The sequence below is a fragment of the Streptomyces sp. NPDC014801 genome (assembly GCF_043082085.1).
In the GTDB taxonomy this organism is placed as follows: domain Bacteria; phylum Actinomycetota; class Actinomycetes; order Streptomycetales; family Streptomycetaceae; genus Streptomyces.
This window is the reverse complement of the sequence record NZ_JBIBXG010000009.1, coordinates 261,495-283,192: the sequence shown is the minus strand read 5'-3', so window position 1 is coordinate 283,192 and position 21,698 is coordinate 261,495. Positions and strand designations below refer to the sequence as shown.

Annotated in this window: 16 protein-coding genes; 6 read left to right on the top strand and 10 right to left on the bottom strand. The window is 73.9% G+C overall.

The window, feature by feature from the left end:
• Positions 1-129: 129 nt before the first annotated feature.
• The gene (locus tag ACF1AL_RS23170; protein WP_391827181.1) at positions 130-3,126 is read right to left on the bottom strand and encodes a protease pro-enzyme activation domain-containing protein; all 2,997 of its coding nucleotides are present in this window, start codon (positions 3,124-3,126) and stop codon (positions 130-132) included.
• A gap of 502 nt (positions 3,127-3,628) precedes the next feature.
• Here ACF1AL_RS23170 and ACF1AL_RS23165 point away from each other — a divergent pair.
• Positions 3,629-4,327: a Crp/Fnr family transcriptional regulator gene (locus ACF1AL_RS23165; RefSeq protein ID WP_384202107.1), complete on the top strand. Its 699-nt coding sequence runs from the start codon at positions 3,629-3,631 to the stop codon at positions 4,325-4,327.
• Between the two features lie 243 nt (positions 4,328-4,570).
• Here ACF1AL_RS23165 and ACF1AL_RS23160 read toward each other — a convergent pair whose 3' ends face one another.
• Positions 4,571-5,089, bottom strand: coding sequence for a Pycsar system effector family protein (locus ACF1AL_RS23160; protein ID WP_384201629.1), 519 nt, complete (start codon positions 5,087-5,089; stop codon positions 4,571-4,573).
• A gap of 375 nt (positions 5,090-5,464) precedes the next feature.
• Here ACF1AL_RS23160 and ACF1AL_RS23155 point away from each other — a divergent pair, with 375 nt between their 5' ends.
• Genes ACF1AL_RS23155 through ACF1AL_RS23140 form a run of 4 tightly spaced genes read left to right on the top strand, consistent with a single transcriptional unit; the run spans position 5,465 to position 11,663 of the window.
• Positions 5,465-6,223 (top strand): hypothetical protein, encoded by a 759-nt coding sequence (locus ACF1AL_RS23155; protein ID WP_391827179.1) that lies wholly within the window; start codon positions 5,465-5,467, stop codon positions 6,221-6,223.
• Positions 6,224-6,242: 19 nt separating this feature from the next.
• Positions 6,243-8,636 (top strand): hypothetical protein, encoded by a 2,394-nt coding sequence (locus tag ACF1AL_RS23150; RefSeq protein ID WP_391827177.1) that lies wholly within the window; start codon positions 6,243-6,245, stop codon positions 8,634-8,636.
• Positions 8,637-8,641: 5 nt separating this feature from the next.
• On the top strand, positions 8,642-10,327 hold the full coding sequence (locus ACF1AL_RS23145; RefSeq protein ID WP_391701277.1) for a hypothetical protein: 1,686 nt from the start codon (positions 8,642-8,644) through the stop codon (positions 10,325-10,327).
• Positions 10,317-11,663, top strand: coding sequence for a DUF4407 domain-containing protein (locus tag ACF1AL_RS23140; protein ID WP_391820715.1), 1,347 nt, complete (start codon positions 10,317-10,319; stop codon positions 11,661-11,663). The genes ACF1AL_RS23145 and ACF1AL_RS23140 overlap by 11 nt, the downstream gene beginning before the upstream one ends.
• A 74-nt stretch (positions 11,664-11,737) precedes the next feature.
• On the opposite strand, the gene ACF1AL_RS23135 is transcribed toward ACF1AL_RS23140, so the two are convergent.
• Complete coding sequence (locus tag ACF1AL_RS23135; protein ID WP_391827175.1) at positions 11,738-14,761, bottom strand: protein kinase; 3,024 nt, start codon at positions 14,759-14,761, stop codon at positions 11,738-11,740.
• Between the two features lie 91 nt (positions 14,762-14,852).
• Positions 14,853-15,365: a hypothetical protein gene (locus tag ACF1AL_RS23130; protein ID WP_391827173.1), complete on the bottom strand. Its 513-nt coding sequence runs from the start codon at positions 15,363-15,365 to the stop codon at positions 14,853-14,855.
• 42 nt (positions 15,366-15,407) lie between these two features.
• Between ACF1AL_RS23130 and ACF1AL_RS23125 the strand changes: the two genes are divergently transcribed.
• Positions 15,408-17,435 carry a hypothetical protein gene (locus ACF1AL_RS23125; RefSeq protein ID WP_391827171.1) on the top strand — a complete coding sequence of 676 codons (2,028 nt, stop codon included), beginning with the start codon at positions 15,408-15,410 and terminating at the stop codon, positions 17,433-17,435.
• A 31-nt stretch (positions 17,436-17,466) separates the two neighbouring features.
• Here ACF1AL_RS23125 and ACF1AL_RS23120 read toward each other — a convergent pair whose 3' ends face one another.
• The 6 genes from ACF1AL_RS23120 to ACF1AL_RS23095 form a co-directional block, all read right to left on the bottom strand.
• Complete coding sequence (locus ACF1AL_RS23120; RefSeq protein WP_366835372.1) at positions 17,467-17,784, bottom strand: SCO5918 family protein; 318 nt, start codon at positions 17,782-17,784, stop codon at positions 17,467-17,469.
• Between the two features lie 77 nt (positions 17,785-17,861).
• The gene (locus ACF1AL_RS23115) at positions 17,862-18,269 is read right to left on the bottom strand and encodes a hypothetical protein (RefSeq protein WP_366835439.1); all 408 of its coding nucleotides are present in this window, start codon (positions 18,267-18,269) and stop codon (positions 17,862-17,864) included.
• A gap of 139 nt (positions 18,270-18,408) precedes the next feature.
• Positions 18,409-20,019, bottom strand: coding sequence for a DEAD/DEAH box helicase (locus ACF1AL_RS23110; RefSeq protein WP_391827169.1), 1,611 nt, complete (start codon positions 20,017-20,019; stop codon positions 18,409-18,411).
• A gap of 349 nt (positions 20,020-20,368) precedes the next feature.
• Complete coding sequence (locus tag ACF1AL_RS23105) at positions 20,369-20,572, bottom strand: cold-shock protein (RefSeq protein WP_069779708.1); 204 nt, start codon at positions 20,570-20,572, stop codon at positions 20,369-20,371.
• Between the two features lie 230 nt (positions 20,573-20,802).
• On the bottom strand, positions 20,803-21,141 hold the full coding sequence (locus tag ACF1AL_RS23100) for a MerR family transcriptional regulator (RefSeq protein ID WP_391827167.1): 339 nt from the start codon (positions 21,139-21,141) through the stop codon (positions 20,803-20,805).
• A gap of 194 nt (positions 21,142-21,335) precedes the next feature.
• The gene (locus ACF1AL_RS23095; protein WP_391701296.1) at positions 21,336-21,650 is read right to left on the bottom strand and encodes an immunity 53 family protein; all 315 of its coding nucleotides are present in this window, start codon (positions 21,648-21,650) and stop codon (positions 21,336-21,338) included.
• Positions 21,651-21,698 lie beyond the last annotated feature (48 nt).

The window sequence follows — 21,698 nt, the reverse complement described above, 5'->3', positions numbered from 1 at the left end:
CGGACCGGCCGGCCGGGGTGCACCACCCCGGCAGGGGGCGGCCGCCGGGACGCGAAAGGGCCCTGCCCCCACCGCACGGTACGGCGGTGGGGGCAGGGCCCGTTCTTCAGTGGCGCTCCGCGCGTCGCGTCACATGTAGTAGCCGAACAGGTCGGCGATCACGTGCACGCTGCCGGCGTTCGGACGGAAGTCGATCTTTCCGTTGACGACCGGCACGGTCACCAGGTTGGCCACGGTCTGGCCCTTGACCCAGTTGACGCTGGAGGCGTTGGGCAGGGTCGTTCCGTCGGGCCAGACGGTCAGGAAGCCGCCGGACGTCGGGGCGGTGACGGTGACGTTGAGGACCACGGCCTTGGCCTTGGCCAGCGTGTGACCGTCGTTGAGGCTCAGCACCAGCGTGGCGCCGCCGGGCACCGGGGTGTTGCGGGCGGTGCCGAGGGCGTAGCGGGTGTCGAGCAGCCGGCTCGGCCCCGCGGTGTGGAACGACGAGCCGGTGGTGTCGGCGGTGAAGTAGCCGGCGACGTCCGCGATGAAGTGGACGGTGCCGGTGCCCGCGTTGAACAGGTTGACCTTGCCGTCGGTGCCGAGGGGCAGGACGACCATGTTCGGACGGGTCTGGCCCGCGAGCCAGTTGATGTTCGACGCGGTCGGCTGCGGCTTGCCGTTCGGGTAGGCGATCAGGTGACCGGTCGAGGTCGGCGCGGTCGCGGTGACGTTCATGACCACGGCGGTGGCGCCGGTGGCGGGCACGCCGCCCCGGCCGGCGACCTGCAGGGACACGGTGCCCTTGCCCGGGACCGGCGTCTTCGTCGTCACGCCGTTGGCGGCGCGGGTGTCGAGGATGCGCGACGGGCCGATGGGCAGGTAGGTGCTGCCGCCGGCCTCCGTGGAGTAGTAGCCGGCGACGTCCGCGATGAAGTGGACGGTGCCGCTGGAGGCGTTGAACAGGTTGACCGAGCCGTCCTGGCCGACCGGGACGGTCACCAGGTTCGGGATGATCTCGCCCTTGAGCCAGTTGCTGTTGGACGACTCCGGGCGGGTGGTGCCGCTCGGGTAGGCGATCAGGTGGCCGGTCGCGGTGGGCGAGGCGGCCGTGACGTTCAGGACCACGGAGGTGACACCGGTGGCCGGGACGCCGCCGGCGCCCGTCACCTTCAGCTTGACCGTGCCGTTCGCGGCGACCGGGGAGGTGCCGGAGCGGCCGATGGCGTAGCGGGTGTCCAGGATGCGGGCCGGGGTCAGCGCGTTGAACGTGGCGGCCGGGGAGCGCGGCACGGCGGCGCACAGGCCCTGGACGATCGCGCGGCCGTTCGGCGTGCCGAGGCCGGTCGCGAGGTCGTAGCCCGCGCCCGCCTGGTACTGGCCGCTGTAGTTGCCGGACGCCGTCAGGTTGTTGTTGCCGGTGGTGACGTCACGGAACGCGGTGGCGGGCAGGCGGTACAGCGCGTTGTGCGCGTAGCCGACGGTGCCGTTGGCCTGGCAGGCGAGGTCCTGGTCGGCCTGCGCGATCAGCGCGGACCACACCGGGGCGGCGCCGCTGGTGCCGCCGATGATGTTCCAGTACTGGCCGCCGTCGGGCGTGTGACCGAAGGCGACCGGGTAGCCGGTGGCCGGGTCGCCGACCGCGGAGACGTCCGGCACCTGGCGGCAGGCCGAGCTCGCGTCGGCGCCGCAGACGTTGCTGTAGCCGGCGCCGGTGCGGTTCTGGAAGCCGTCCGAGGCGACCTTCACCAGCTGGGAGACACCGCCGCCGGAGCCCGTCCAGGTGGTCTGGTTGGTGACGGCGCTCCGCATGCTGGTGCCGCCGACACCGAGGACGTACGGCGAGCTCGCGGGCCAGTCGGTGACGAGCTGGTTGGCGTAGGGCGCGTTGTAGGACGGGTTGTAGCAGCCCGTGGAGCCGCTGTCACCGGAGGCGGCGACGACGGTCTGGCCCTGCGCGGCGGCCTGCTGGTACAGCAGGTTCTCCGCGTTGACGACGTCGCTCGGCGTGTTCGCCTCGCACAGGCCCCAGCTGATGGAGACGACCTTGGCGCGGTTGTCGGTGACGATCCGGCGCAGCGTGGCCGTGGCGTTGGTCCAGTCGTTCTCGCCCTGGTAGACGAGGACCTTGGCCTGCGGGGCGAGACCGACGATGGTCTCGACGTCCAGCGCGGTCTCCAGGCCGACGCCGGTGTCGGCGCTCGCCGGGTCGGACGGGCCGCCGTTGACGCGCACCGAGCTGACCGAGGCCTTGGTGCCGTGGCAGGCCTGGTAGCTGTTGATGTCGCGCAGGTCGTAGTTCTCCAGCGAGTAGACCGCGATGGTGGTGCCGGTCTGCACGTTGGGCTGGTCCGCCATGTTGTACGCGGTCGCCAGCGACCGGGCGGACCAGTAGTCCTGCTTGTCGTAGGCGGCCGGGTAACCGGGACCCGAGGTCGCGTACAGGTTCTTGATGTCCGTGCACATGGTGCCGGTGGTGCCGGTCAGCCGGGACTGCAGGGCACCGCCGGAGGTGTCCGCCGCCCGGGCCGGGCCCTTGGCGCCGGTGTTGCGCGGCACGTACCGGGTGAGCGTGCTCAGGCCGACCACGCCGCGCACCTCACCGGCGACGTCGCCGGCGAACTGCGGGGCGCGGGTGTTGGTGAAGCCGGTGCGGCCGTCCTTGAGCTTGTAGCCGTCGAAGTCGGTGGCGAAGGCCTCGGCGGCCTTGCCGACCGTCGCGTGCACGGGCAGCGTCAGCCCGTCGGACTCCAGGGCGCCGACCTCCAGGCCCTGCGCCTCCAGGTCGGCGCGCACGCGCTCGACGGTCTGCGGCAGCGCGCCGAAGCGGTCCGCGAACTCGCCGGTCCCCAGGTACTTGCGGTAGTTCGGGGACGCCGGGTCGGACACCTCGGCGACGAAACGGTTCAGCGCCGCGGGGTCGCGGGGCTCCAGGACGACGCTCAGGTCGAGCGCCTCCCCGGCCTTCGGGTCCGCCGCGCGCACGGCCCCCGCGGGGACCTTCGGCGCGCCGCCGACCCGCTGCGGGGCCGGCTCGCCGGACGTGGCCGCGTACGACACCGGTGCCACGGTGGCGGTGACGGCCAGGGCGGCTATCGTCGCCGCCCCCCATCTGTACGCCTTCTCACGGGCGGTTCGGCCCATGCACACTCCCTCTTCGTCAACCTCCGTCGCCCGGGGTGCGTGCGGACAGGTGAGACCGCGGAAGGGTGCGCGAGCGCCGCTGCGGGCACGCGGGCATGCGGCACGAAACGGCATGCGGGCATGCGGGCACGGCGCAGGCGTGAAGAGTCCGTTCAGGAGGTCCGGACCCAGCCGGACCACGTAGAGCCCCCCCGGCGGTGTCACCGCTCCCACGCGGTGGACGACAGCCAGAAAAGAATCTCTATCAGCAGCCGGACGGGCCTGCCAAGGGAGGGCCGGACCCGCTGCCAAAACGTGACCATGACAAGCCGGATGTACCCGGACATAGCCGCCAGTCGGCCGCGCCGAGGCGCAGGCGCGAGCGACCTGGTCGCCGACGTCGCCGGGTACTTCACCGACGGCGACCTCCGTACGGGCGAGGTGCCGCGGATGCGTCGCGGCCGGCGGGCCGAGCGGGCAGGATGCGCAGTGTCCGCAGTCCGTCGGGGAGGGGGGCGTGCCCATGCCCTACAGCGCCGTGGAGTGGCCCGCGCGCAGTCTGCTGGGAGTGCTGTCGCCGCCGGCCCGGCAGGAACTGCTCACGCTGGGCGCGCCCAAGCGGGTCGAGGCGGGCGAGGTGCTGCTCAGCGAGGGCGCGCACGACCGGCACATGCTCCTGCTGCTGTCCGGGTTCGCCAAGGTGACCGCGCGGGTGGAGAACGGCGAGACCTCGCTGCTCGCGGTCCGGGTCGGCGGCGACACCGTCGGCGAGATGGCCGCCATGGACGGGTCCCCGCGCTCGGCGACCGTGACGGCCTGCGGCCCGATGACCGCCCGCGTGGTGCAACCCGGGCCGCTGCACGACTTGTTGATGCGGCGCCCCGAGGTGGCCGTGGCGCTGACCCGGATCGTGGCCGACCGGCTGCGCTGGGCCAACCGCCGCCGGCTGGACTTCCGGGGCTATCCGGCCAAGGTGCGGCTGGCCCGGCTGCTGGTGGAGCTGGCGACCGCGTACGGCCGTCCGGCGGGCGACGGCCTGGTCGTCGGCTGCCGGCTCTCCCAGCCCGAACTGGCGGCCCTCACCGGGGCCGCCGAAACGACCGTCCACAAGGGCCTGCGCGAACTGCGCCGCGAAGGCCTCCTGGAAACCGGCTACCGCACGACGACGATCCGCGACCTCCCCCGCCTGGAACAGGTCGCAGACCTCACCCCGACCCGCTGACACCACCCGCCGGGCAGCCGACCCGCCCGGCGGACCGCGGCTCGCGGGCTGAGGGCTGACCGTGGGTCGGCAGACGCCCGCCCCGGCACCGGCAGCAGACCACGGGTCGGCAGTCGCCCGCCCCGGTTACATCCGGACACCGCGGTCACCCCGGCCCGTGGCCGTCGCCGGTGGCGTCCGTTCGGTTCTCGCCATCGCTGCCCGCCGGGTCGGGGACGGTCCCGCCGGTCCTCCCGCGGACCGTCAGGCGAGCCACGGTCGCAGCACCACCAGCAGGCCCGCGCTGACGCCCATCACCGCCGTGCAGCAGACCGCGCCGGTCAGGCAGCGGTACTTGCGTACCGCCACCCGGGCCAGGAAGCGGACCGTCTGCGACAGTTCCTCCCGCAGTCGCTCCTCCTGGCCGGTCAGGCCCTGCGGCGGCAGGATGTCCGGGCCGGTCGCCAGGTGGGTGAAGCTGTAGCGGTTCACGCCCTCCGGCCGCAGCACCCGGGGCCGCAGCGCGGCGGCGAGGAAGGCCGCCCCGCCGAACAGCCCGCCCACGAACAGCGCGAGCAGGACCGCGGCCACCACACCCCCGGCGCCGCCGCGCTCCACCGTGTGCAGGGCGGGCCGGCTCCAGGACGCCGCGGTGCCGACCAGTGCCGCCTGCGCGGCGGCCAGGATCCCGGCCTTGGTGTCCGCGTGCTGGTGCGTGGTCTGCAACGCGCCGAGCATGTAGGGCACGGGGTCGCTGTCGGGTGCGGCGGCTGTCGACGGCATGCGCGTCCTCCTGGGCGTACGGGCGGGTCGTCGCCTCCATTGAGCCCCGTCCCGGCGCGCGGAACCCCGCATTTGTGCGGGATCGGCGCAGGTCCGCGGCACCGCACCCGCGAGGCGGCCGGCGAGGACGCAGCGGGTGGCCGGTATTGGTCCCCCCGGCTGGTGAACTCGTCCGTAACGTCGTTCGACCGCTGTATGTTTTCGGCCCCTTCCACATCCCGTACTTCGACGGGGTTCGCGGCGGGCGCGGCGTGTACGACTGGCGTACCGGCGTCCGCGTGCACGGGGGGAGACGCGGACGCCGGTGCTGTTCCGCAGCATGCCCGGACGCGCGGTCGCGGGCGTGACTCCGATGAGTGAGCGGGGAGTTCGATCATGACAAGGTTCGGTCGCAGACTGCTGCTGGCGGTCGACGCCAAGGGCTACGGCGGCGTCGACGTGCTGACCCAGCGGCAGTTCCAGGAGGCGATCCGGCGGCTGCTCGGTGAGGCGGCCGACGCGGCCGGGCTGGAGCGGGACCGCTGGTCCACGCAGGAGGGCGGGGACTCGGTCCTCGCGGTCCTGCCCGAGGGGGCCTCCGAGCCCGACCTGGTGGACCCGTTCATGCGCCAACTGGACGCCGGGCTGCGGGCGTTCAACCACGGCCGCGTCCCCGAGGCGTGGCTGCGCCTGCGGGCCGCCGTGCACTTCGGCACGGCCTCCCCGGCACCCACCGGCTTCGTGGGCCGCGCGCCGGTCGAGATCGGCCGCATCCTCGACAGCAAGGTGCTGCGCTCGGCGCTGGCCGCGGCCCCCGGCGCCTGCCTGGCGCTGGCTGTCTCCTCCACCGTCTTCAACGACGTGGTGCGCGAGGCGTACACCACCTTCCGCGCCCAGGAGTTCCGCGAGGTGCGGATCGCGGAGAAGGAGTACGCCGGCCGCGCCTGGCTCTGGGTGCCCGGCCACGACACCCGGACGCTGGACCTGGCCGGGGAGGACGACGGCGACACGGACCCCGGGGAGGCGGGAGCAAGGGGTGGTGAACCCGTGGGCGCGCGCCCCCCGAACGCTTCGACCTCCATCAACGGCGAGGTGGTCAACGTCAATTACGGAACCATCCAGATGGAGAGCGCCGTCTTCGGGATCCGTAACTGAACCCGAGTGACGGCTGAGCATGGACGAGCAAGAGCGAGCACCGGACCGGCCGGCCGCACCCGCGTCCGCACCGGCGAGCGACAAGCCCACCAGGGCGAGACCCCCGACGGACCCCACGACGGGCCCCACGACAGGCCCCACGACGACCCCTTCGACGGACCCCACGGCCCGTCCCCCGTCGGACCCCGCGGCGGGTTCCACGGATGGCACCCCACCGAAGGCCACGGGGGACTCCACCGCGGATCCCGCCGCCCGCCCCGCGGACGGCACACCGCCTGACGGTGACCCCGCCGCGAAGACCCCCGACACCGAGACCCCCGACCCCGAGACCCGCGCCCCGCACGACACGGCCCGCTCGGGCGGAAGCGAGGAGACGGACCGGGCAGGCGCCGGGAACGAGGCCGACACCGAGGCCGCGTCGGCGAGCCAGGTCTACCACAACAACGTCAACCAGTACTTTCTCGGCGCTCTGGACGCCCCGGAGATGCACTTCGGCATCGGCACGGGCGGCGGCGCCGACTCCGGCAAGGCCCGCCGCCGTGCCGTGGGCCGCCTGGACGCCGGCGAGGCGGACGCCGTCCTCGCGTCGTACGTCGAACCGCCCTGCTTCGACCAGGCCGTCACCGCCCTCCAGCGCGACGCCGTGGTGGTCCTCGTGGGGCCGCCGGGCACGGGCAAACGGGCCGGTGCCGTGGCGCTCGTCGCCGCCGTCGCCCGGGGCACCGACTACGTGGTGCTCTCTCCGGGCCGCAGCCTGGAGGAACTCGCGGGCGGCCGCGTGGAGTTCGACAAGGGCGTCGGCTACCTGCTGGTCGACCGGATGCACGAAGGCCCCTCCCAGACCGCCGACTTCGACTGGCGGCGGGTGCGCGACACCGTGCGGGAGTCCGGCGCCCACCTGGTCGTCACCACCGTGCACGAGGGCGACGGCCGGTCCGCCGAGTCCGTACGGCACGTGCCGTGGCGGCTGCCCGACCTGGCCGCCGTGCTGCGGGTGCGGCTGACCCGCGCGGCCTGCGACCCGGACACCGTGGAACGGGCCGTGGCGCTGATGCCCGACGGCTGCCGCATCGCCGAGGTCGTCGCCGCCGCCGACCGCATCGGGCAGGGCGCCGAGCCCGCCGACGTCTGGCGGGAGTACGGCACCGGCGCGGCGGAGCCCGTGCGCCGGTGGTTCGACGGGGAGCGCACGCCGCAGGAGTGGGCCGAGGTCACCACGCTCGCCTTCGTCACCGGCGCCGGCTACCGCGACTTCGAGACCTGCCAGCAGCGGCTGGAGCAGTGGCTGGCCCCCGCCTTCCCGGAGCCCGGCGAGGAGGAGGCCGCCGAGGCCGCCCGGCGCGCCGCCGACCGCCGGCTGTCGCTGACCCGCAACAGCCTGGTCGCCGTCCAGGAACGCAAGGTCGGCGCCCTCACCCGCACCGCCCTCGTCTTCCCGCACCCCCCGTACCAGCAGTGGGTGCTCCAGGAGCTGTGGACCAGGCGCTCCACCGTGTACTGGGACGGCGTGCGGGACTGGCTGACCGAACTCCTCCTGCACACCCGGCCCGACCTGGACCTGCAGCTGTCCGTGGCCCGGGCGCTGGCCATGCTCACCGTCCCCGCCTTCGACGAGGTCGCGGTGAACTACCTGCACCCGTGGGCGACCGGCGCGGCCGGCCCCGCCGGACGGTCCACGGCCATCCTGGTGCTGCACTGGATGTGCCTGGACGAGAGCCTCGCCGCCGTCGCACTCGGCGTGGCCCGCGGCTGGGCCCGCTCGGGCGACGCGGACCTGCGCTCGGCGGCGATGGCCGCGTTCAGCGGCATGCTCGGCGTGCGGTTCCCGACGGACGCCGTGCAGGCCCTGCTGCGGCTGACCGGGCGGCACGGCACCCGGCCCACCGAGGCGGCGTTCGCGCTGGCCGGACTGGTCGCCGTCCTCGCCCAGTACGGGCAGGACACCGGCGCGGTGTTCCGGCCGCTCGCCCACCGGCTGCGCGCCCAGCGGCAGCGGCTGGCCGGGCACGCCAAGGACAGCACCCTGGACACCGTCCTGACCGTCCTGCGGGCGCGGGACGCCCGGACCGGGCGCCCGGTGTGCGCCGACGTCCTGGTCCACGACCCCGCGCAGGCCGAGCGGATCGCCGAGCTGTGGGCCGGCGTACTGGACAACCTGCCCCGCCGCTCGCGCGCCCTGGCCGGGCTGCGCACCACCGTGCGCGCGCTGGCCGAGGCGGGCGAGGAACCGGAGCGGGCCGCCACCCGGTTCGGTGCGGCCGTCGGCGCCGTACTGCCGCCGGCGGAACGGCTGCGGCTGCGCGACGGCCTGCTCTCGCGAGAGGCTCCGGCACCGCGCACGGCGCGCACCGGACCGGCCGCCACCCCCCTGATCGACACCTTCCTTACCGCCGTACTGAGCACGGAGGACTGACAGGTATGGCTGAGAGATACCCACTGGTCGAACAGCGGGAGTACGGAAGTCCGGGCAAGCGCGGCACCTGGCTGACCAGGCGCGTCACCCGCGACGACCAGGACCTCCCGCTGGTCGCCCCCCACCAGGTGCGCGTCTTCCGGGTCGGCGAGGAGTACGTCGAGGACCACGGGCAGCTGCGGGCCGGTGACCGCACGGTCGTCGAGGCCAGCTCCGTCACGGTCGTGGACCAGCGCGTCGAGGTGCCCGTCGTGGTGGAGACCCGCATCCCGTCCGCCGAGGCCGACGACTTCACCGTACGGGCCACCTTCTACTGCACGGTCACGGATCCGTGCGCCGTCGTCCGCGACGGCATCACGGACGTGGAGGCGCTCCTCCTCGGCCATCTGCGGGACGTCCCCGGGCTCACCGAGGACGGCAGCGACCAGCCGATCATGCGGTCCGCCGCCGTGCGCGACCGGATCGACGCCCGGCTGACCGCCTACCACGAGATGCGCCCGGCCACCCTGTCCGGGCTGCGCGCCCGGCACGGCCTGGTCGAGGTGCTCACCCCGCGCGAGGTCGCCGAGGCCCTCGCGCAGGAGGACGACGACCGCCGCCGCCGCGACTGGGACCGGGCCCGCGAGGAGCGGGAGCAGGAGGCGGCCCTGCGCCGGGCGCTGCTGGAGACCGAGCTGGAGCTCAAGCGCGAGGAGCTGCGCAACACCAGCGCGCTGCGCAAGGAGCGCTACCGGCAGGAGGAGGAGCTGGAGAAGGAGTTCGGCCGGCAGAAGTACGAGTCGGTGCGCTCCCGTTTCCAGCGCGGCGCCGACGCCACCCAGCAGGAGCACGACCTGACGCTGCAGGCCCAGCGCAACCGTGCCCAGCGCGCCGAACTCGCCGAGGACTTCCGCCTGATCGGCGCCGACCCGATCGCCGCCGACTTCAACGCCTGGCGCAACGGCGACATCAGCGCGGCGCAGCTCGCCGAGCGGCTGCACGCGGCGGAGGAGCGCCGCGACGAGCTCACCGACAGCCGGCTGCGCGTGGCGCGCGAGGAGGAGCTGAAGCGGGTGGCGATGGAGCGCGAGGAACACCACTGGGAGGTGGAGCGCGACGACCGGCGTCACGAACTGACCCGTGCCGAGGAGCTGGAGCAGGCGAAGGCGGCGCGCGAGGAGGAGGCCCGCCGCTGGGACCTGGAGCACGAGGACCTGCTGCGCCGCCGCCAGGAGCAGCGGGCGGACGCCGAGCGGCTGCACCGGGACGCGCGCGACTGGGCGAAGGAGCAGCTCGCGGTCCGCGCCCAGCTGGGCAAGCAGGCCATCGACCGGGGCCTGTTCGACAGCACGATGTACGACGCGGGCGCCTTCATCAACAGCGTCGGCGACGTCTCGTACCCGCAGGGAGCGGCGACCGGCGGCGGCGAGCGGGACGGGACGCGGCTGGGCGCCTCGACGGCCCGGCCGGCCGCCGACGGGAAGGCGCCGCTCGCCGGGGACGGCACGGCACGACTGGCGGGGGACGCCAAGGGCCGGCTGGCGGGCGAGGCGCGGGCCGAGCTGAACGGCGGCCTGCGGCGCCCCGGCCCCGCCCCCGCGCCCGCCCCCGGTTCCGCCGCCGCGCCCGGACCCGCCGCCGGGGCCTCCGGCGACGACGAGGACGACGACGACTACAGCGACGGCAACGCGGAGGCGAGCCTTGAGCACTGACACCCCGCTGCGCCCCGCCCCCGCCGCCGCCGTCCACGACGACCTGAGCCACGGCCGGCCGCCCGCGCCCGGCACCGGCCCCGCGGCCTGGCTGCGCCGGCTGATCGGCATCCGGGAGGAGCTGCTGGCCCGGGTGCCGGAGGAGCGCACCCGCTACACCTGGTACGGGGCGCTCGTCCTCAACACCGCCCTGGTCGGCTCCCTGTCCATGGCCCTCGCCCTGGGCAGCTTCCGCTCCGACCTGCCGCTCGGGGCCGTGCTCGCGGTCGCGGCGGTCTGGTTCTGGGTGGTCCTCGCGATGGACAGCTGGCTCGTCTCCAGCACCCACGGCGCCGGCGTCAAGAAGTGGTCGCTGATACTCCGCTTCCTGCTGTCGGTGCTCCTCGGACTGTTCATCGCCGAGCCGATCCTCTTCCAGATCTTCGACAAGGAGATCCGCCAGGAGATAGCCATCGGCAACGTGCGCAAGGTGGCCGACTACCGGGGCATGCTGGTCTCCTGCAACCCCACCGACGGCACCACCACGGCCGACCGCCCCGACTGCCTGCCGTACCAGCTGAAGGTCGCCGGCTCGCCCGCCGAACTCAACGAGCAGATCAAGAGCAACACGGCCCGCGCCACGACCCTGTCCGCGCAGGTCGCCACGCTCAACAAGACGCTCCAGGACAAGATGTCCACCGAGCAGCGGCTGTGCGGCAAGGACAACTGGATCGTGCGCAACGGCGTCCGTGACGTCACCATCACCTGCGAACGCGCCCGCACCGACTCCTCGACGTACCGCAGGACCAGCAAGATCGACACGTACGAGAAGCAGCTCGCCGCCCTGCAGGCCGAGGGACAGGCGCTGCAGGAGAAGAAGAACAAGGCCGCCGACACCTACCAGCCGCTGCTGCAGCAGGCCATCGACGCCAAGACCCGGGAACGGGCCGCCAGCCTCGACAGCGACGGCATCCTCACCCGGGCGCACGGCCTGAAGGAGGTCGCCGAGTCGGACGGGTTCGCGCTGTTCCTCACGGTGGTGCTGCACCTGCTGCTGCTGTGCTTCGACGCGCTGCCCGTCCTCGCCAAGTTCATGAGCGGCACCACGACCTACGACGACCTGCTCGGCGCCCGCTTCACGGCGGCCCGGCGCCTGCACACGGAGGAACTCCAGGTGCAGCGCGAGTGCGCCCGCATGGAACAGGAGGTCCGGCGCTACGGAGTCGAGCTGGACACGACCGACCGCATGCGCACCCTGGACCACCAGTACCGGGTGGCCCAGGCCGAACGCAGCGCCCAGGAACGCGCCGAACTCGACGCCCGAATGCAGCGCATCCTGCGGGCACGGCACGCCTGAGAGCGGGCAGGGCGACCCCCGGGTTCATGACCCGGGGGTTTCCTGTGCGCGGGGATCGCGTCCTTGGGCAGGTGTCAGCCGCGCGCCCCGCGCCTGAGCAGCGCCAGCAGGGCACGGGCGTCGCGGATCGTGGGGTGGCCCTCGCCCAGGTGGCGGGCGGCGCGGGCGACTACGTCCTCGGCGTGGGCGAGGGCGTCGGGGCCGTCCGCGACGGCCAGCAGCGCCTGCGACACCCGCAGGCGCAGGGTCAGCGGGTGCTGCGCGCCGAGCACGGCGGCGGCCTCGTCGGCGTGGGCGCGGCACTCCTCGCGGACCTGGCCGTGCGGCTTTCCGCCGGCGTCCGCCTCCCACCGCAGGACGCGGGCCTCCAGCTCGGCGGCGGTATCGGGGGCGGGGCTGGGGCCCGGGCCGGAGGCCGAGGGAGGCCGGGCGGCGGTGTGCGCGTTCGGGCCGGAGGCCGAGTGCGGCGGGGCGGGGGTGCGGGCGTTCGGGTCGGCGACGGTGACCGCATCGGTGGAGTCCGTGGCCGGGGCGTCCAGGGGCACGGTGGCCGTCTCGGTCGGCACCCCGCGGTCCCCGGCCGCGGCGGCCACGGTGGTCTCCTGCGAGCCGTGGGGATGGTCCTGGGTGCAGGCGACCGTGTCGTACGTCCCTGACTGGGCCTGAGCCTGGCTCTGGGCCTGGGTGTAGGGAAGCGTGGCGTGAGCCTGGGGCTGGGCTTGGGCGTCCTGGGCGTAGGGAAGCGTGGCGAGGCGGCGGGTGGCCGGGAGGGTGGCGTACTCGTCGATGAGGTCCCGTGCGTCCCGCGGAAGACGCGGCGGGCCGATGCGCTCCGCCGCGACGTCCGGCGCCAGCGCGGCCGCCACTTCGGCCGGGGTGGGCCGGTCGGCGGGCCGGCGGGCCAGGCAGGCGCGCACCACCGTCTCCAGCCCGTCGGGCAGCCCGTCGAGGTCGGGCGTGCCGAACCGGATGCGCCGCACGACGTCCATCATGTCGTGGCCCGGCCAGGGCGAGCGTCCCAGCGCGAGCCGGGCCAGCAGCGTGCCGAGCGAGAAGACGTCGCTGGCCGGGGTGAACACCGCGTCGCCTTCGAGCTGTTCGGGCGAGGCGTAGGCGTACGTCCCGGTGAAGCCCTGCCGCGGCTCGGTCAGGTGGGTGATCTGGGCGATGCCGAAGTCGATGACGCGCGGACCGTCCTCGGTGAGCAGGACGTTGCCGGGCTTGAGGTCGAGGTGGACGATGCCCTGCGCGTGGATCGCCGTCAGGGCGGAGGCGATGCCCGCGCCGAGCACCCGGACCGTCTCCTCGTCCAACGGCCCGCAGCGCTCCGCGAGTTCCTGCAGTGAGGGCGCCGCCACGTACGGCACCGCGAGCCACGGCGTCGCGGCGTCCGTGTCGGCGGCGATCACCGGCACCGTGAACCGTCCGCTGACCCGCAACGCGGCCTGCACCTCGTGCGCGAAGCCCTGCCGGATCCGTGTCACGGCCGCGTGCCTGGCGTGCAGCGTCTTGACGGCGACGAGGATCCCGTCCGGGTCCTGGCACAGGTGGACCCGCCCGAACCCGCCCTGCCCGACGGTCTCCAGCACCTCGTACGGCCCGAAGGACGCCGGATCGTCCGCCGCGCGGGAGGGCCGTGCCCGCTTCAGCTCGAACCAGTCCCCGATCGCCTCGGCCCCCGGACGGAACGCCAGACGCCGCCCCGCCCCCTGCCCGGCCCCGGACCGTGCCGTCCCCGGCTCCTCCGCCTGCGGATCCTCCTCGACGACGACCGACGCCTCGACGAGCTCACCGCCGTCGCGGACGGCGTAGGCCTCCACGTGGACGGTGCCGGCGCTCTCGCGGGAGACGTACACGCCGACCAGGCCCAGCCGCTCGCACAGGGCGATGTCGTCGGGGGCGGGGCGCCGGCCGGGTCGCGCGAAGTAGAGGGCGACGGGCCGCTGCCCCTGGTCCGACAGCCGCCGCGACACCTCCGCCCACTCCTGCTCGGTCACCTCGTGCGGGCCGGGCCCGCCGGAGCGGTCACGGATCGCGGTCAGGTGCGCGGCGTGCGCGTCACCGTCGGCGCGGGACAGCACCCCGAAGGCGGTGTCCGGCGCGGCCTCCACCTCCGAGGCCATCCGCGTCCCCACGCCCCGCCCGATACGGACGGACGTCTCCCGCGCGGCCCGCAGCAAGTGCTGCCGCTGCTCGGCGAGTTGCTCGTATTCCGAGGTGCCGGGCCCTTCCCCGCGCGCCTCCATGCAGGTGAGCACGTGCCGGAAGGCCTCGGCCGCCGCCGCCCACTCCTGTGCCCGGACGGCGGCCAGCGCCTGCAGCTTGCGTGCCTGGTACGTCTGCGTGCTCGCCGCGCCGTACAACTGCGCGCTCCGCTCGGCGACACGGCCGTACATCCGCACCGCCCGGGCCGGGTCACCGGAGCGTTCGACCTCCTGCGCGGCGGTCAGCAGGTCCTCCACGCCCTCGTGCCCGCGCTCGTGCCCGAACGGCAGCTCGCCGGCGAGCGCGGCATAGCGCTGCCGCGCGATGGAGGCCAGCAGGTGGTCCCGGCCGAGCGCGTCCTCCGCCGTCCGCAGCATCCGGGTGTAGGTCCGCAGCGCGGAGGCGGTGTCGCCGCCCTCCTGCTGCCAGTGGCCCACGTTGCACAGCAGCTCCAGGGAGGTCTCGACCTGCCCGGCGGCCTCGGCCGCACGGTACTGCTCGTCGTAGCGGCGCGCCGCCTCCTCGTGCCGCCCGGCCCGCCCGTGCCAGTGCGCGAGCTGGTGCCGGGCCAGCGCGGCGTCCGCGTGATCGGCGCCCTGGACGGTCACCCGGTCGGCGAGAAGCCGCTCGAACATCCGGACGGCACCTTCCGGATCCCCGGACTCGCCGGTCCAGTGGGCCAGTTGGTGACGTAGCGCGAGCGTGGTGGAGTCGTCGTGCCCCAGGGACTCCTCGGCGGTCCGCACCAGCTGCCCGAACAACAGAGCCGCGACATCGGCGCGCCCGCTCGCCCCGGCCGCCTGAGCCTCGGCGATCTCACCGCCCAGCAGCCCGATCCCCGGTCCGCGCCCCGCCCGGTCCCCACCCCGACGCCGCTTCTTCCACAACCCCAAAACCCCTCCCCAAGCCGCCCCGCCCACGGTCGACCAGGCCCGTGCGGCCCGTCAACCCCGCCTGGCCGCAGGCCAAAAGAACGCACGCCCACTAACCGATCCAGTCCTCACTGCGCCGATGACGACCCAGCCCCACGGCGGCGAACTCGTCCGCGCCCGCGTCCACCACCACACCCAGCCTCCGGAGAGCCCGCGAGATCGGGCTCCCGTCGGTTCCGAAGGGCTGACCGTCCGGCGCATGGAGTGGCCCCAGCACGACGGCTCCGTCGACCCAGACGGCAGCGTGCTGCTCACCGGCACCACCGAAGTACTCGGCTTCCACGTACGCCAACGGCCCCGCCGAGGACCACTCGGCAAGCCGCCTGTCGAACCCTCCCGGAAGCCGCCAGAACCCCAGAGGGCTGTCGGTGCCGTCCGTCGCGGCGTCGAAGAGCTGGTCCGTCATCGGCACCAGCGAAAGCCCCTGCCCGAGCGAGACCACCCGAGCGTCAGAGAAGTCCCGCACAACCCCCCGAAGCACCGCGCCCCCGGCGATGACAGCCCGCAGTTCATAACCCACCCCGACGCCCCCTCTTGCATCCTCGATGTCAGACCCCTGCGTCATGATCGGACCATGGGAGCTTCGGGCGCGGTAGTGGGAGACGGGATGGCGGGTGGGGGGATGCGGGCGGCGGGTGCCGAGGTGAGGGCCGTCGACGATCACGGTGTGGCGGTCGCGCTCGACGGGCTCATCGACGGCTCCGGGTACTGGAGTCGCAAGGGCGTGCTCGCCGGGATCGAGCGGACGGGGCGTTACCTCGACGGGACGTGGGAGCCGGGCGGGCCGCAGGACGGGCCGGGGACGGCGGGGGAGGGGTCGTGGACCCGCTTCATGGGACGGCTCGGTGCCGTGGCGTTGCGCGCCGCCGTGGAGCCCACGCGTGAGGAGCGGCGCCGGCGGCTGCTCGCGTTGCTGGAGATATGGGCGGACAGCCCCTTCGCCGAACCGCAGGCCGGCCGGATCCGCACCGGTCTGGTGCGGGTGGGCGACGGGGACCCCGTGGCCGTCCGGGACGAGCGGGGCGCGGCCGTCGCGGTCGGCTGGGCGCCCGGCGGGCTGCGGACGTTCGTCGACCTGCGGACGGGGGAGGCGGAGCCGCCGAGCCTCGGGACGATCGAGGAGGTGGCCGGCGTTCCGCGCGGAGGGTGGGGCAGCGCCGGGCAGGTGCGCCGGCTGGTGGACCTCGTCCGGGAGCGCGGGCCGGTGCCGTGGGACCTCGACGCGGTGGCCGCGCTGCGGGACGGCACGGGGATGGGCCGCGCGGCGGCGTCCTTCGCGCTGGCGGGCATGCTCACCGCGGGCTACCTCCCGCGCCTCGACGACCGGGAGCGGAAGATCCACGGCCTCAAGGTCGCCGAGATCGAGGACGGCGTCCGCGAACCCGGCCGTATGGCCACCCTGGACCGCCTCGACCTGGGGGCGGACGTCCTGCCCGAGGATCCCGCCGAGCTGTGGGAGCCGCACGGCATGCGCGCGGTGGCGGAACGGCTCGCGCGGGCCTGGCGGGAGCGGTACGGCCGGCGGACCGTGGTCCCGCCGCGCACGTTCGACGCGGTCCTCGACCTGCACCTGCCCCTGCTGTCGGCGGGCCGTTTCTGCGCGGCGTTCACCGACCACGACCGGATACCCGGCCTCGGCTCGGACCTCGACACCTGGATCCGCACCAGCGACTTCCGCCCCTTCCCGACCGCCGAGGGCTGGGCCCTCGTCGAGTTCCAGGAGACGCTGCGGACCGTCGTCCCGCACCTCTTCCAGGTCTACGCCGAGCTCCCCGCCGGCGACCCGGTCCGCGCCGGAGCCCCCGGCCTCGTACGGGCGCTGCTGGAGCGGCTGAACCACCCGGGTCTCCTGCTGGACGCCGGCCACCTCAGCCCCACGGCGGGGCGTACGGTCGCCGACGTGCAGGACCGGTTCGGGTCCCGCCCCTATGCAGGCCCGGAGCCGCTGGACGTCGCGAGCCTCGACGACGGCCTGACCGTGGTGGTGGACGGCACCGTCGACCGCAGAGGCGATCGTTCCCAGCCCGAGCTGTACTTCCGCCCGGCGTTCTACTGCGACGACGACCGCTCCCGCACCCTGCGTGCGGCCCGCTCGGGCTCCCGCTACGACCCCGACGTGGAGCTCGTCGAGTGGCTGCGCGGCCCGGTCTGCGCGCGCATCGTGGAACGGCTCGACGACCCCACGCCGCCCGCCGGGTCGTACGAGACGCATCCCGCGCACTCCGCGCCCGAGGTGGTGGAGCAGGTGGTCGCCGCACTCGGCGTCGACGACGACGCGGCGGCGCTCTACCTGCAGTTGCTGACGCTGTGGGCGCCGAGCGACCGCAACATCCGCACCTGGAACGGCTGGAAGGCCGCCCGGCACCAGAAGGCGGCCGCCGTACTCGTCGAACGCGGCCTGGTCGTCGAGGACAAGCGCCCCCGCGCGGGCCGCGGGCTGTTCCTGCCCGGCGAGTGGATCCACGCCGCGAAGCCCTACCACCCGATGGAGGCGTGGAAGGCGGACCTGCTCGGCGTGCGGCGCTCCCCCAACGGCCGGCTGGACAACCCGCTCCCGCTGCCGGCCCGCACCCTGCCCGAACTGTTCGCCCACGCATGGGCGTCGGTCGTGGAGGGCCGAGGGCCGTCGGCGTGAGAGGCCCGGCAGGGCCGCACGCCGGACGAGGTCACCAGCCCGGCGCGTCCTCGTCCGCCCGGATCGCCGGATGCGAGGTCGGCGCGGGCGCGGGCGCCGGGGCCGGGGCGATCGCACGGGCGTCGTGGCAGGTGAAGCCGAGCCGGGTCAGGGCCCGGTGCATCTCCAGCACGGTGAAGTCCCGGCGGTTCTGCCGGGTGATCACCTCACCGACCTGCATCACGGGGTAGACCCGGCGGCCGATGGTCACGGCCACACCCGTGACGGTCTCGGGCTTGACCCCGGTCATGGACTGCTCGACCTCACTCTTCGTCAGGTCGAACGGGTAGCGGGCGATGACACAGCGCATGGATGCCTCCACAGGGTGGGGAAGGACGCCGGGGGTTACGGCGGCGCGTCCGTGGACGGAGTCGGGATCGTCGGGGATCAGGGAGTGAGGGCGAGGACGCCCAGGGCGTAACCGTGTTCGTCGATCACGGGGGAGACGTCCAGGGTCCGGCCCCGCATGGCGGCTTCCGCCTCACCGAGCGCGGCCCCGGAGGAGGTGAACGGACCGCGGTCCAGCGGAATGTCCCGCAGCCGCGTCCGCTCGCTGTACCAGGAGCCGCCGCGGTGTGCGGCGAGCTGGGCCCGCGTGACCAGGCCCGCGCACCGCCCGTCCTCGTCCTGGAGCAGCAGGTGGGGGACGCGTGCCCCGATGAGCACGGACAGGGCCACGTCGACCGCCATGTGGTCGTCGACCTGCGGTCCGGGGGCGTGCATGGCGTCGCGGGCGGTCAGCCCGGTGCCGTCGGCGTTTCCGGCCTGCTGCGCCGGGGTGGGACACGGAGTCAAGGGCGTCAAGAGCTTCTCCTCTGCGTCAGGGCTGGGCGGGCGGACGGGGCGGCGTCCTGAGGCGGTGCCTGGAGGGCGGTGCCTGGAGGACGACGTCTGGCGGGTGGCGGCCAGAAGGGTGGTGCCTGGAGGGCGGCGCCTAGAGGGTGGTGCCGGACGCGGACCGGCGTCCGGCACCGGCGGCCCGCCCGCTCCCGCCGCGTCCGGTGGTCTGGCCACTGCCGCCGCGACCGGTGGTCTGGCCACTGCCGCCACGTCCGGTGGTCTGGCCACTGCCGCCACGTCCGGTGGCCTGTCCGCTGCCGCTGCCGCTCCCGCTGCGGCCGGCGGCCCGCCCGGTCGTACCACGGCCACCGCTACGGCCCCGGCGCCGGCCGGTGGAGCCGCTGCCCTCGGGCCGGACCTCGGCCGGCGGGCTGAGGACGACGGGGATGCCGGACGGGGTGCGGGCGCCGGTGATGCGCTGCAGCTCGTCCTCGCCCGGGCGGATTTGGGCCGTCCGGGGAGCGATGCCGGCGTCGGTCATGAGACGGTCCACGGCGCGCCGCTCGTGCGGCAGGACGAGGGTGACGACCGTGCCGGACTCACCGGCGCGTGCCGTACGGCCGCCGCGGTGCAGGTAGTCCTTGTGGTCACCGGGGGGATCGACGTTGACGACGAGGTCGAGGCCCGAGACGTGGATGCCGCGGGCGGCGACGTTGGTGGCCACGAGGGCCGTGACCTGGCCGTCCTTGAACTGGGCGAGGGTCCGGTTGCGCTGCGACTGGGACTTGCCGCCGTGCAGCGCCGAGGCCCGCACGCCGACGGACAGCAGACGCTTGGCCAGGCGGTCCGCCGCGTGCTTGGTGTCCAGGAACATGATCACGCGGCCGTCACGCGCGGCGATCTCCGCGACCGTGGTGTCCTTGTCGCCGTCGCGCACGTGCAGCAGGTGGTGCTCCATCGTGGTGACGGCTCCGGCGGACGGGTCGACCGAGTGCACGACGGGGTCGTGCAGGTAGCGGCGCACCAGCAGGTCGATGTTGCGGTCCAGGGTCGCCGAGAACAGCAGCCGCTGGCCGCGCGCGGGGACCTGGTCGAGCAGCGCGGTGACCTGGGGCATGAACCCCATGTCGGCCATCTGGTCGGCTTCGTCGAGCACGGTGACGGCGACCTGGTCCAGCCGGCAGGCACGCCGCTCGATGAGGTCCTTGAGACGGCCGGGCGTCGCGACGACGACCTCGGCGCCACCGCGCAGCGCGTTCGTCTGCCGGCCGATCGCCATGCCGCCGACGACGGTGGCGAGCCGCAGCCGCAGGGCGCGGGCGTAGGGGGTGAGCGCGTCGGTGACCTGCTGCGCCAGTTCCCGGGTGGGGACGAGGACGAGGGCCAGCGGCTGCCCGGGCTGGGCGCGCTGCCCGTCGAGCCGGGCCAGCAGCGGCAGACCGAAGGCGAGCGTCTTGCCCGAGCCGGTCCGGCCGCGTCCCAGGACGTCCCGGCCGGCCAGCGCGTTCGGCAGTGTGGCCGCCTGGATCGGGAAGGGCACGGTCACGCCCTCGTCGGCGAGCGCGGTCAGCAGGCGGGCGGGCATGTCCATCGCGGCGAACGTCTCGACCGCGGGCAGCGGCTCGGTGAGGGTGACCGGCAGAGCGAACTCCTGCTGCCGGCGCGGGGCGGGGCGTCCGCCCTGACCACTCTTTCGTCCGCCACCCGAACGGGGGACCTGGCGGCCCGTTCCCTGCGTACGGAAACGGCTGCGGGTGCGGTTCATGGGGAACCTTCCTCGATGCGGCGTATCGAGGAATTCCGTCCGACGGTGACGACCGTTCGAGGATTCGCAAGAATGAGCCGAAGAAAAAACAAGAGGGGGCGCGTTTCAAGGCGTACGAGCCGAAACGGGCCGGTGATCCGGGAAAACCGGAAGACATGGGAAACCGGCGGATCCTGAAAGTCTGGGGATCCTGGAAGACCGAGGATCCCGAACCCCGGAAGCACGGGGGCACCGGAACGAGACAACACAATGAGCTGGGGCCCGCACCCCAAGAGCGCGGGCCCCAGTCCCATGATGCGACGAGGCGCGAGCCACCGACTCGCGATGGCCGCGCCGGTTCGCGTCAGAGTCAGGCGGGAACGATGTTCTCGGCCTGCGGGCCCTTCTGGCCCTGAGTGACGTCGAAGGTAACCTTCTGGCCTTCCTGAAGCTCGCGGAAGCCCTGGGTGGCGATGTTCGAGTAGTGGGCGAACACGTCAGCGCCGCCGCCGTCCTGCTCGATGAAGCCGAAGCCCTTTTCCGCGTTGAACCACTTCACGGTGCCAGATGCCATATTGAATCTCCCTTGGAGGGCAGTGCCGGACACCGCACTTTGCGGTGCCGAGTCGCCGCTGTGATCACCCCTCCGGGAGTCCCGGAAAGCTCGGTGAAGAAGTAAATCTCCGGTAATCAGAACTGCAACTGCTCTCACGCTAACACAGGCCCTGCGGAAACCGCCATGAGCAGAGTGGATCACCCGGCGATTCTGATGCCGTCGGAATCCGCATTTCTGTAACGGCGGGACTAGCTATCCGAGCCGCGCCCGTCGAGCTTCCGGCGCAATTCCCGGTTCGCGCGCAGGGCGTCGTCGAGCTGGTCCTCGAGGGAGACGATGCGGCAGGCGGCCTCGACGGGAGTGCCCTGGTCGACCAGTTCCCGGGCGCGGGCGGCGACGCGCAACTGGCGCCGGGAGTACCGGCGGTGGCCGCCGTCCGAGCGCAGCGGCGTGATGAGGCCGGTCTCGCCGACGGCCCGGAGGAAGGCGGGGGTGGTGCCGAGTACGTCCGCGGCCCGGCCCATGGTGTAGGCGGGGTAGTCGTCGTCGTCGAGGTTGTCGGCGACGGGGGCGTTCTCGGCGGTCATGACACCTTCGTTCCGGGGGCAGGGCGGAAACCCGGGGCGGGCGCGGTACGCCCGCTCCGAAACCTCGACACCAATGGCCGAGCACGGCAACCCTAACGCCGCGACCCCCCGAAGATATGCCCCGGCGAGAACAGTTTTCCTGGCACCGCGTTCCGCTCCGCGGGAGCGGTGCCTCCGCCGCGAACGGCAGGCGGTCAGGATTCCCGATCCGCCGAGGTGGCCCACTCCCGGAACAGCCGCAGCGCTTCCTCGAGGTTGAGCGGCCCGCACGCCGCGCGGAAGACCATGTCCGACACCTTCGTCACGACCCAGTCGGAGTCGCTGCGCCGGAAGTCGGCGGGCGGGTAGGGACGACCGGCCAGGGACGTCTCCGCGAGGTCGATGGCAACGGTCCAGCCGGGATTGTCGAGCGTCGCGATGCGAACACCCCACCCGTGCTCCCAGTCACCGTCGCACTGAGCCGCGTACCACCGCTGCAACCAGCCGAGCTCTCCCCGCGCGTCCGTCACGGCCGCCGATGCTACGCGGCCGCCGGCACCGAACCGCCAGTGACTGCC